The sequence below is a fragment of the Candidatus Polarisedimenticolaceae bacterium genome, from assembly GCA_036376135.1.
GTDB lineage: Bacteria > Acidobacteriota > Polarisedimenticolia > Polarisedimenticolales > DASRJG01 > DASVAW01.
Window position 1 is genome coordinate 1 of the sequence record DASVAW010000073.1, and the last position, 11,524, is coordinate 11,524.

General features: G+C 69.4%; 9 protein-coding genes. 3 read left to right on the forward strand and 6 right to left on the reverse strand.

Annotated elements, in window-relative coordinates; all coding sequences use genetic code 11:
• From VF139_06650 to nth, 3 genes are all read left to right on the forward strand, one after another.
• A partial coding sequence (locus tag VF139_06650; protein HEX6851070.1) for a hypothetical protein occupies positions 1-1,767 on the forward strand: 1,767 nt, incomplete at its 5' end.
• Positions 1,764-2,582 carry an aldo/keto reductase gene (locus tag VF139_06655; protein HEX6851071.1) on the forward strand — a complete coding sequence of 273 codons (819 nt, stop codon included), beginning with the start codon at positions 1,764-1,766 and terminating at the stop codon, positions 2,580-2,582. The genes VF139_06650 and VF139_06655, both read left to right, overlap by 4 nt.
• Positions 2,579-3,223: an endonuclease III gene (nth, locus tag VF139_06660; protein HEX6851072.1), complete on the forward strand. Its 645-nt coding sequence runs from the start codon at positions 2,579-2,581 to the stop codon at positions 3,221-3,223. Before VF139_06655 ends, nth begins: the two co-directional genes overlap by 4 nt.
• A gap of 1 nt (position 3,224) precedes the next feature.
• Here nth and VF139_06665 read toward each other — a convergent pair whose 3' ends face one another.
• From VF139_06665 to VF139_06690, 6 genes are all read right to left on the reverse strand, one after another.
• Positions 3,225-3,863, reverse strand: coding sequence for a hemolysin III family protein (locus tag VF139_06665; GenBank protein HEX6851073.1), 639 nt, complete (start codon positions 3,861-3,863; stop codon positions 3,225-3,227).
• A 5-nt stretch (positions 3,864-3,868) separates the two neighbouring features.
• Entirely contained in the window at positions 3,869-5,923 is a 2,055-nt protein-coding gene (locus tag VF139_06670) for a S9 family peptidase (GenBank protein ID HEX6851074.1), read from the reverse strand.
• 36 nt (positions 5,924-5,959) lie between these two features.
• Complete coding sequence (locus VF139_06675; protein HEX6851075.1) at positions 5,960-6,877, reverse strand: hypothetical protein; 918 nt, start codon at positions 6,875-6,877, stop codon at positions 5,960-5,962.
• 112 nt (positions 6,878-6,989) lie between these two features.
• The gene (locus VF139_06680; protein ID HEX6851076.1) at positions 6,990-9,716 is read right to left on the reverse strand and encodes a pitrilysin family protein; all 2,727 of its coding nucleotides are present in this window, start codon (positions 9,714-9,716) and stop codon (positions 6,990-6,992) included.
• 67 nt (positions 9,717-9,783) lie between these two features.
• Positions 9,784-10,764 (reverse strand): TerC family protein, encoded by a 981-nt coding sequence (locus tag VF139_06685; GenBank protein HEX6851077.1) that lies wholly within the window; start codon positions 10,762-10,764, stop codon positions 9,784-9,786.
• A gap of 36 nt (positions 10,765-10,800) precedes the next feature.
• The coding region (locus VF139_06690; protein ID HEX6851078.1) for an ROK family protein at positions 10,801-11,524 on the reverse strand (724 nt) is incomplete at its 5' end.

An 11,524-nucleotide genomic window follows, 5' to 3' on the forward strand; every position in this document is an offset into this window, starting at 1 on the left:
CCGGTGCGAAGCCGCGAGCACATCCTGATCGCGCGGATCCTCGACGACGCATGGGGGAAGGGACAGGGGGTCGACCTCGGGGCGCTCGTGCGGGCGATCCAGACCCCGCCGTTCGACCGGGTGGGCGTGCTCGACCTCGAGGCGTTCTTCCCGTCGCGCGAACGGTCGGCGCTGGCGATGCAGCTCAACAACCTCCTCGCCTCCCCGGGGTTCGCGGCATGGGTCGAGGGGGAGCCCCTCGACGTCAGGCGGCTGCTCTGGACGGCCGAGGGGAAGCCGAGGATCTCGGTCGTTTCCATCGCCCACCTGTCGGACGCGGAGCGGATGTTCTTCGTGACGCTGCTCCTGAACGAGATGGTCGCCTGGATGCGGACCCAGTCGGGAACCTCGAGCCTCCGGGCGCTGCTGTACATGGACGAGGTGTTCGGCTACTTCCCCCCGGTCGCGAATCCGCCGTCGAAGATCCCGATGCTGACGCTGCTCAAGCAGGCGCGTGCGTTCGGCCTCGGCGTCGTCGTGGCGACGCAGAACCCGGTGGACCTCGACTACAAGGGGCTTTCGAACGCGGGGACGTGGTTTCTGGGGAGGCTCCAGACCGAGCGGGACAAGGAGCGGGTCCTGGAGGGTCTCGAGGGGGCGTCGGCGGCGTCGGGGAGGAATTTCGACCGGGCGGCGTGCGACGCGATGTTGTCGTCGCTGGGGAAACGCGTCTTCCTGATGCACAACGTGCACGACGACGCCCCGACGCTGATGCAGACGCGCTGGACGTTGTCGTACCTGCGGGGGCCGCTCACGCGAGTGCAGATCCAGAAGCTCGCGAAGCCGGCGGTCGCTTCCGCTCCCGCTCCGGCCGTCGCCGCGCCGACGGAGTCGTCCCCCGGCGGCGAGCGTCCCGCCCTGCCCCCGGAGATCGCCGAACACTTCGTTGCGGAGGCGAGCGGGGTGCTCCGGCCCCATGCGTACAGCCACGCCCGAATTCACTACGTCCAGGCGAAACACGGCGTGGACCTCTGGGAGGACGCGTACCTGATGACGCCGATTCCCGAGGCCGGTTCCCCCTCGTGGGACCGGGCGCTCGCGCTCCCGGCGAAGCCGGTGCTCGGTCGCGAGGCCCCCGCGGGGACGACCTTCGCCCCGCTTCCCGCCGCCGCCGCGCGTCCGAAGAACTACCCGACGTGGACCAAGGACCTCGCGGAGACGTTGTACCGGACGCGGCGATTGCAGCTTCCGGTCTGTCCCGAGCTGAAGCTCCTCGGGAAGGCGGGGGAGGGGCCGGACGAGTTCCGCGCGCGCGTGCAGCTGGCCGTGCGCGAGCGCCGCGACGCCGAGGTCGAGAAGCTGCGCAGGACGTACGCGACGAAGGTCGCCTCCGCGCAGGAGAAGCTCCGCAGGGCCGAGGAGCGCGTCGCTCGCGAGGCCGCGCAGTACGACCAGCAGAAGACGCAGGCGGCGATCTCGGTCGGAGCGTCGGTCCTCGGCGCGTTGTTCGGCCGCAAGCTCGCCAGCGCCGCGAACGTCGGGCGCGCGACGACCGCCGCACGAGGATTCGGGCGCGCGGCGCGGGAGAAAGAGGACATCGCCGCGGCGCAGGAGGGCGTGGAGCTCGCCCGCAAGGCGCTGGCCGACCTCGAGTTCGAGCTGCAGCAGCAGGTGGACGCGCAACGGAGCGGCGAGCCGGCGATCGAGACCCTCGAGATCCCGCCGCGAAAGGCCGATTTCGACCTCGAGCCGGTCGCGCTCGTCTGGGCGCCGGAGTCGCGGGCGTGATCGCGACCGTTCGCACGCGCGCCGGCGCGGAGATCCCCGCGCTCGGCCTGGGGACCTGGCGCATGGGGGAGCGCAAGAGCCTGCGGCGCGACGAGGTCAACGCCCTGCGCCTGGGCCTCGACCTCGGCATGACCCTCATCGACACCGCGGAGATGTACGCGGACGGCGGCGCGGAAGAGGTGGTCGCCGAGGCGATCGAGGGACGACGGGAGGAGGTCTACCTGGTTTCGAAGGTGCTCCCCCACAACGCGTCCCGAGCGGGAACGATCCGCGCCTGCGAGGCGAGCCTCCGGCGATTGCGTACGGAGGTCCTCGACCTGTACCTGCTGCACTGGCCGGGGTCGCACCCGATCGCGGAGACGGTCGCGGGGTTCGAGGATCTCCGACGCCAGGGGAAGATCCGGCACTGGGGGATCAGCAACTTCGACGTGGACGAGATGGCCGGGCTCGAGGGCGCCGCGGCGAACCAGGTCCTCTACAACCTCGGGCGGCGGGGCATCGAGCGGAACCTGCTCCCGTGGTGCGAAACGCGGGGCATCGCCGTCATGGCCTACTCGCCGCTCGAGCAGGGGGCGCTGCGCCGGTCCCCGGGACTCGAGGCGGTCGCCCGCCGGCACGCGGCGACCCCGTCGCAGATCGCGCTCGCCTGGGCGCTGCGCCACGACGCGGTCGTCGCGATCCCGAAGGCGACGCGGGCGGAGCACGTCCGCGAGAATCGAAGGGCGGCGGAGCTGGTGCTGACGCCGCAGGACCTCGCGGAGCTCGACCGCGACTTCCCGCGGCCGACCCGGGACGTGCCGCTGGAGACGACGTGATCCGCCGCGGCGGGCCGTCGCGCGTCCTCTCGATCCTCTCGCGCCGGTACGAGATCACGCGCTTCAGGGAGGCGAACGGCGAGTCCCCCTTCCGGGTCCTGATCTCGTGCATCCTTTCGCTTCGGACCAAGGACGAGACGACCTACCCGGCGACCGAGAGGCTCTTCGCGAGGGCGAGCGACCCGGCGGGGATGCTGAAGCTGCGCGAGGCGACGATCGCGAAGCTGATCTTTCCCGTCGGCTTCTACCGTCGCAAGGCGGCTCAGATCCGGGCGATCTCGAGGATCCTCCTCGAGCGCCACCGGGGGGAGGTGCCGCGCACGATCGACGAGCTGCTCGAGCTTCCCGGCGTCGGGCGGAAGACCGCGAATCTCACGGTCACCCTCGGCTACGGCCTGCCGGGGATCTGCGTGGACGTCCACGTGCACCGGATCGCGAACCGCCTCGGGTGGCTTCGGACCCGGCATCCCGACGAGACCGAGGCGAGGCTGCGCGAGATCCTCCCGGGACGGTGGTGGATCCCGATCAACGAGACCCTGGTGCGTCACGGCCAGAAGGTGTGCGCTCCGGTTTCGCCGAGGTGTTCGATCTGTCCGGTGCGCGGCGACTGCGCGCGCGTCGGGGTCGGGAAGAGCCGCTGAATCAGCCGACGAGGAGCAGGATCGCCACGTAGTGGCAGATGCTCCCGCCCAGCACGAAGAGGTGCCAGATCCCGTGGTGGTGGGGGAGGCGCTTCCAGGCGTAGAACCCGATCCCCGCGGTGTAGAGGATCCCGCCGGCGAGGATCAGCGTGCCGCCGACGACGCCGGTCCCCCGGAGGATCGAGCCGAGGGCGACGAGCGCGAGCCAGCCCATCGCGACGTAGAGGATGTGCGAGATCACCCGGCTGTATTTCCAGGGGATGAACTCGACGACGATCCCGACGAGCGCGAGCCCCCAGTTGACGCCGAAGATCGTCCAGCCGGCGGTGCCGCCGAGCGCGACCAGGGCGACCGGGGTGTAGGTCCCCGCGATCAGCAGGTAGATCGCGAGGTGGTCGAGCTTCTGGAAAAGCTCCTTCGCCCGGCCCCGGACGCTGTGGTACAGGGTCGAGAGGAGGTAGAGCAGGACCAGCGTCGAACCGAAGATGCTCACCGAGACGACCGGGATCGCCTCCCCGCTGCGGGCCGCCGCGATCACGAGGAAAGGGACCCCGATCAGGGCCAGGACGGTCCCGACGAGGTGGGTGATCGAGTTGAACCGCTCGCCGTGGTACATGAGAACCTCGGCCCCCGCGCGCACTCAATCTACTCCGAGAGCCCGACCTGCGCGAGGAGGAAGGCGTAGTCGAAGGCCGTTTCCTTCAACGCGTCGTAGCGCCCCGAGGCCCCGCCGTGCCCGGCGGCGAAGTTGACCTTGAAGAGGACCGGGGTTCCGTTCGTCTTGAGGGTGCGCAGCCTGGCCACGTACTTGGCCGGCTCCCAGTACATGACCTGGCGGTCCTCGGTGGAGGTCTTGACCAGCATCGCCGGATAGGCCCCCGGCTTGAGGTTCGAGTAGGGGCAGTAGGCCTTGAGGACCTCGTAGTCCTCCCGGACCTTCGGGTTCCCCCATTCCTCGAATTCGCCGACCGTCAAAGGGAGGGTCTCGTCGAGCATCGTGTTGATCACGTCGACGAAGGGGACCTTGGAGATCACCGCCCGGAAAAGGTCGGGGCGGAGGTTCACGACCGCGCCCATCAGGAGGCCGCCGGCACTCCCGCCCTCGATCCCGAGCCGGTCGGATGCGGTGTACCTCTCGCGGACCAGGTGCTCGGCGCAGGCGATGAAGTCGGTGAAGGTGTTCATCTTCCGGTGCATCCGCCCCTGGTCGTGCCAGGGCTTCCCGAGGTCGCCGCCCCCACGGACGTGCGCGATCGCGTACACGACCCCTCGGTCGAGCAGGCTCACGCGGTTCGACGAGAAGGTCGGGGACATCGGGTAGCCGTACGAGCCGTAGCCGTAAAGGAACCCGGGGTTCGATCCGTCGCGGCGGAAGAGGTCCTTCCGGTAGGCGATCGAGACCGGGACCTTCACGCCGTCGGGGGCCTCCGCCCAGACGCGCTCGACGGCGTATCGCGCCGGGTCGTACCCGCCGAGGACCGGCTGGCGCTTGAGGATCCTCATCTCCCCGGTCCGCAGGTCCTGCTCGTAGACGGTCGGCGGGGTGATCGGCGACTGGTACTGGAACCGGTAGGCGGTCGCGTCGAAGGAGGCGTTTCCCGTCGGGAACATCGCGTAGGCGGGCTCGGGGAAGTCGACGTCACGCGAGGCGCCGTCGACGAGGGAAACGATCCGGATGCGATCCAGGCCGTCCCGCTTCTCCGTGACCGCGTAGTGGGTGGCGAAGACGTCGACCCCCGTGAGCATGACGTCGGGGCGGTTGGGGATCAACTCGACCCAGTTCTCGCGACGGGGATCGCCCGCCGGCGCCGAGACCAGCCGGTACGTGCGCCCCGTGTCGTTGATGCGCAGGTAGAACAGCCCGCCGCCGTGCTCGACGTCGTATTCGAGGTCCTTCGCCCGCGGGACGAGGGTGGCGAACTCGCCCCACGGCGCCTCGGCGTCGAGGCAGCGCACCTCGGTCTGGGTGTGGCTGTCGATCGACATCAGCAGGTACGCGAGGCTTCGCGTGCGCGAGATCCCCACGTTGAACCGCTCGTCGGTCTCCTCGTGGACGAGGGTCGCCTCGCCACCGGCGGGGATCGTCCTCCGCCAGAGTCGGTACGGCCGCTTCGCCGCGTCGTCGGTCACGTAGAAGACCGTCGCGTTGTCGGCGGCCCAGGCGGCGGAGCTGACCTTCTCGACCCGGATCCCGAGGTCCTCGCGCGTGCGCAGGTCCATCGCCTGGAGGGTGTACTCCCGGAACCCGGTGGTGTCGGTGGAGTAGAGGAGCAGATTCCCGTCGTCGGAGATCTCGTAGGTGTCGATCGCGAAGAACGGGTGGCCCGCCGCCATCGCATTCAGGTCGAGCACGACCTCCTCCGCCGCGTCGAGCGCGCGCTTGCGGCAGAGGATCGGGTACTGCTTTCCCTTCTCCGTGCGACTGAAGTAGAACCATCCCCCCTTGCGGACGGGCACGCTCAGGTCGTCTTCCTGGATGCGCCCGAGCATTTCGTCGTAGAGCCGCTGCTGGAGGCCTTCGGTCGGCTTCATCCACGCCGAGGCATGGGCGTCCTCCGCGCGAAGGTAGTCCTGCACCTCGGGATTCGCCTTGTCGCGCAGCCAGAAGTAGTCGTCCACGCGCGTTTCGCCGTGGAGCACGAGCGTGCGAGGGACCTTCTTCGCCGTCGGCGGCGCTGCCGCCGTATCCGTGCGGGACATCGAACCTCCCCGGGGGCGGGAGGTTCTATCACAGCCTCAGCCCCGGCAGTCCCATTCCGGTCCGAACTGCGCCATGAACTCGGGGCCGAACGCACGGTGGGTGTAGTAGACCGGCAGCAGCACGACCATCCCGATGTAGGGGAGCGCCATCAGGATCCATCCCAGGCAGCAGGTGAGAAGGCCGACGATTCCGCACGCGACGAACACGAGGATCCAGAGCGGAATCAGGAAAAGTCCGTAGAGGACGAACGGGACCGGATTCTCGCGGAAAAGCGCGAGGAAACGCCCCCATGCCGCGGTCGCCGACAGGCCGTGACGGGCCATGATCGGGACGACGAAATGCTCGAGGAAGCAGCCGACGAAGGTGCAGACGACCGCGAGCGGGAACGCCAGGAGCGTGAGCCAGACGAGCGACCCGAGCACGATCGGGTCCCCTTCGAGGAAGGGCACCGCGGCGCGGACCCACCACATCGCGACGAGCGTGCCGAAGAACGCGAGGAGGATCGCCGCGTAGACCAGGCGCCACCAGAACAGGGACCACCCCGCCGCGGACGCCCGGGACCACGGGTCCACGAAGCGTGCGTGCCCTTTGGCGACGTTCTCGAGGAGGATGAACTTCGCTCTCGAGCTGATCCACACCATCGCGACGAGGACGACGAGGATCATCCCCGCGAGGGTGATCATCCCGAGGATCACCTGCCAGTGGTCGAGGAAGTCGCGGATCCGCTCCAGCCAGCCGCGCAGCAGGAACTGCGGGCCGGGCACGCCGTCGACCTCGTCGAGGTCCCACTTTCCGCCGCTGCCGTAGCTGCCGTGTTGCCCGAGCCAGGCGAGCCACGCGGAGAATCCGACGACGAACCAGACTTCGGCGCGGAACGGACGGAACAACGCGGCCTTCATGCGGTCGATCGCCGCCGAGAGCGGCCGGATGAACTCGATCTCCCCCTGCGCCACGCCCCACCTCCTCCGGGTTGAACCGGCGACGGGAATTGTTACGCCGTCGGGGGGTGGGGGGTGCGGCGCCGGACACGAGTGGTGCCCGGCGCCGCGCCGGCGGTTGGGTCGGTCACTTCACCGGTCGGCCGTCGGCGTCCACGAACCGGATTTCGCCCCAGCCGAGCTCCGCGAGCTTCGGTTCGATCCGGGCGCGGTCGCCGACGACGACCCAGAGCAGGTCGTCGGGCCGGAGCGTCTTCGTCGCCACCGCCGGCACGTCGGCCGCGCCGAGGGCCCTCACCTTCGCCGGGAAGGTCGTGACGTAGTCGTCCGGGAGGCCGAACGAGACGAGCTCGACGAGGCTCCCGGCGACCGCGTCGTTGGTCTCCCATTGGCCTGCGAGGGTGAGGGTCATCTGATCCTTGGCCCCCTGCAGCTCCTCGGGGGTGACCGGACGCCCGCCGCGGATCCCGCGGATCTCCTCGAGGAGCTCCTGCATCGACTCCTTCGTCTTGTCCGCCTGCACGGGGGCGAAGAAGATGTACGGGCGCTGCGCGCGGGCGTCGAGCAGGAACCCTCCGGCGCCGTACGACCAGTGCTTGTCCTCGCGGAGGTTCAGGTTGATCCGCGAGATGAACCCTCCGCCGAGAATCGTCTGCATCGTCTGGAGCGCGACCTCGTCGGGGTTCGCCTTGGCGGGGGCGAGCTGGCCGGCGAGGATCACCGACTGGATCGACCCCGGTCGGTCGACGACGTAGATCGTCGTTCCCCTGCGCGCCGGCACCGCGGCGACGCTTTTCGCCGGGGCCTTCCCGGGCTTCCAGTCCTTCAGTCGCGCCTCGAGCTTGGGCTGCAGCTCGGCGAGGCTCGTGTCGCCGACCACGACGAGCGTCGCCCGGTCGGGCTGGAACCAGGCCTTGTGCCAGGCGGCCAGGTCGTCGCGGGTCATCTTCGCGACGGTGCTCTCGTAGCCGCTCCCCGTGAGCGGGACCCCGTAGGAGTGCCCCGCTCCGTACATGAGGGGCGGCATCACGCGGATCGCCATCGAGACCGGCTCGGCCTTCTCCTGGCGGATCTGCGCGAGGCGCTGCGCCCTGAGCCGCTCGAAATCGGACGGGGGGAACGCGGGGTTGAGGACGACGTCGGCGAAGAGGTCGAGCGAGGCGTCGAGGTTGGCCTTCAGCGCGGACATCGAGACGTTGGAGGTGTCCAGCGCGGAGCCGGTGCCCAGCGTCGCGCCGAGCCGCTGCAACTGGTCGCTGATCTCGAGCGAGGACCGCGTCTTCGTCCCCTCGTCGAGCATGTCCAGCGCGAGGGCCGCCGTGCCCGTGAGATCGGCGCGGTCGGCGGCGTACCCGGCGTCCAGGATGAGGTCCATCTCGACGACGGGGATCGCGCGGCGCTCGACCAGCGCGATCGACAGGCCGTTCGAGAGCTTCGCGCGCTGGATCTTCGGGAAGGTGGCGGCCGGGGTCGCACCCGGATCGGGGAGCTTCGAGCGATCGGCGCCCGTCGCGGCGGCGGTCCGCTCGGGGAAGGGGTGGATCTCCAGCACGTACGCCCCGTCGGCGAGCCAGCGACGGGCGGCGCCGGCGAGATCGGCGGGGGTCGCCGTGCGCACCCGCTCGTACCCCTGCTTCCAGGCGTCCGGGCTTCCGAGGAAGACCTGGCTTCTCGCGAGGATGTCGGACTTTCCGCCGAACCCGCCGATGCGCTCGATGCCGCGGACGAAACCGGCGATCGTCTGGGCCCGGGCGCGCTCGACCTCGGCCGCGGTCGGCCCTTCCTCGAGGAGCCGGGCGAGCTCCTCGTCCAGCGCCTTCTCGACCGCGGCGAGGCTGCCGCCGGGCGAGGCCGTCGCCTCGATCCGGAACAGGCTGGCGATCTCGCGGTCGTCCACGAACGCCTGGACCGAGGACGCGAGCCGCTCGTCGTAGACGAGGCGCTTGTAGAGGCGGGAGTTCTTCCCGGAGGCGAGGACCTTCGCGATCAGATCGAGGTGGTCGGTGTCGGCCCACCCGGTCGGGGTCACGTTCCAGACCTTGAGGACGCGCGCGGCGGGAACCCGGTCCTCCGCGGTCTGGCGCTGCGTCCCCGAACGCTTGGCGATCCAGGTCCGGTGGCGGGAGACGGGAGGCCCCGGGGGCACGTCGCCGAAGTACTTCTTCACGCGCTCGAGGGCGTCCGCGGCCTTGATGTCCCCGGCGACGACGATCGTGGCGTTGGCGGCTCCGTAATACGAACGGAACCAGGCGTGCACGTCCTCGAGCCTGGCGGCGGAAAGGTCCTCCATCGAGCCGATCACGGTCCACGAGTACGGATGCCCGGCGGGCCACACGGCCTTCGTGATCAGGTCGTCGGCGAGGGTGTACGGCTCGTTCTCGTACTGGCGCTTCTCGTTCTGCACGACGCCGCGCTGCTCGTCGAGCCGCTCCTGGTCGATCGCGCCGATGAGGTGCCCCATCCGGTCCGACTCGAGCCAGAGGATCCGGTCGACGGCGTTCTTCGGGACGTTCTGGAAGTAGTTCGTGCGGTCCTCGTTGGTCGTCCCGTTGAGGTCCGTGGCGCCGAGCACCTCGGTCGCCTTGAAGTAGTCGTCGTCGTAGTTCTCGCTCCCGTTGAACATCAGGTGCTCGAACAGGTGCGCGAAGCCGGTGCGCCCCGGCTTCTCGTTCTTCGATCCGACGTGGTACCAGACGTTGACCGCCACGATCGGCGCCTTCGGGTCCTCGTGCACGAGGAGCGTGAGGCCGTTGTCGAGGACGAACTTCTGGAAGGGGATGTCGACGTCGGCCGCGCGTGCGCCGGCGAGACCGGCGGCGGCGGCGAGCGTCAGCGAAACGAGCGCGCGGAACATGAAACCTCCCCCCGCGTAGGGCGGGCTCGAGCGAGGCCGGCCCCTACGGGCGGGGGGAGGGGGAGTTTCAGGGCTTGCCGGGAGCGGCGGCCTTCGTGCCGAACAGCAGCGACGCGGCGACCGAGAGGCCGATGACCGACCCGATGATCCCGAGCGACCACGAGATCGGGAACTTCCCGCCGAACGCCTCGTTGAGCCACACCATCTTCAGGCCGACGAACACCAGGACGAGCGCGAGACCGTACTTGAGGTACACGAAGCGGTCCACGATGCCGGCCAGCAGGAAATACATCGCCCGCAGCCCCAGGATCGCGAAGACGTTCGAGGTGAAGACGATCAGCGGCTCCTTGGTGAGAGCGAAGATCGCCGGGACCGAGTCGACCGCGAAGATGATGTCGGACACTTCGATGAAGACGAGCGCGACGAGCAGAGGGGTCCCGTACCGCCGCGCGTCGCGCGTCACGACGAAATTCTGGCCGTCGAGCTCGGGGGTGATCGGCATCAGCCTGCGGAGCAGCTTGATCACCGGGTTCTTCTCCGGGTCGATCCCCTTGTCGGGGACGAACATCATCTTCAGGCCGGTCAGGATCAGGAAGGCGCCGAAGACGATCACGACCCAGTGGAAGGCCATCAGGTACGAGCCGAGGGCGATGAAGATGGCGCGGAAGATCAGCGCGCCGAGGATCCCGTAGAAGAGGACGCGGTGCTGGTACCTCGGCGGGATCGCGAAGTACGAGAAGACCATGACGAAGACGAAGATGTTGTCGACCGAAAGGGACTTCTCGACGATGTAGCCGGTGAGGAACTCGAGCCCCTTCTGTGCCCCGATGTCGGGGCCGAACTTGTCCGAGGCGTAGACGTAGAAGCCGTAGTTGAACAGGAGCGCGAGCGCGACCCAGACGACGCTCCAGGTCGCGGCCTCCTTGAACTTCACCTCGTGCGCCTGGCGGTGGAACACCCCCAGATCGAGCGCGAGCAGCACCAGCACGAAGCCGAGGAAGGCGAGGTAGAACCACCAGTACTCGGCCCAGGGGAAAACGGTCTCCATGCGGTACTCCGTTGAAGGGCCGGATAGCGTACCAAGTCAGTTCCCTATTCGCCGTCCCTCCCAGAGCCAGGCGGCCCCCCGCACCCCGCTGGAGTCGCCCCACCTCGGGGGGAGCAGGGGCGTCGCGATCCGGTCCGAGAACGCCCACCGTCCCCAACGGGCCGGGACCGCCTCGTAAAGCAGGTCGAGGTTCGAGAGTCCGCCCCCGAGGACGATCACGTCGGGATCGAGCAGGTTGAGGACCATCGCGAGGGCCCGCGCGAGCCGATCGGCGTGACGCTCGGGGTCCCGCCCGTCCCGTTCGAAGGCGGGCCCCGACAGCAGCGTCTCGATGCACCCCGTCTTCCCGCACCAGCAGGGGGGGCCGGGCCACTCGTCGGGCTCCGGCCACGGCATCGGGTTGTGCCCCCATTCGCCGGCGATGGCGTTGGGGCCGGTCAGGACCCGCCCGTTCACCGCGATCCCTCCCCCGACCCCGGTCCCCAGGATCACCCCGAAGACGACGCTGCGACCCGCCGCCGCCCCGTCCACGGCCTCGGAGAGGGCGAAGCAGTTGGCGTCGTTGGCGACGCGAACCTCGCGCCCGAGGACCGCCTCCAGGTCCAGGTGGAGCGGTTTCCCGATCAGCCAGGTGGAGTTGGCGTTTTTCACGAGGCCGGTCGTCGGGGAAATCGCCCCGGGGATCCCGACCCCGACCGGGCCGGTCCCGCCGGCCTCCGTCTCGACTTCCGCCACCAGGTCGCGGATCGCGGCGAGGGTG

What these genes read in the sequence shown, in the direction of transcription:
- VF139_06670 (HEX6851074.1), bottom strand. Translation starts at nt 5,923, where the DNA reads ATGTCCCGCACGGATACGGCGGCAGCGCCGCCGACGGCGAAGAAGGTC.
- VF139_06680 (HEX6851076.1), bottom strand. Translation starts at nt 9,716, where the DNA reads ATGTTCCGCGCGCTCGTTTCGCTGACGCTCGCCGCCGCCGCCGGTCTC.
- VF139_06685 (HEX6851077.1), bottom strand. Translation starts at nt 10,764, where the DNA reads ATGGAGACCGTTTTCCCCTGGGCCGAGTACTGGTGGTTCTACCTCGCC.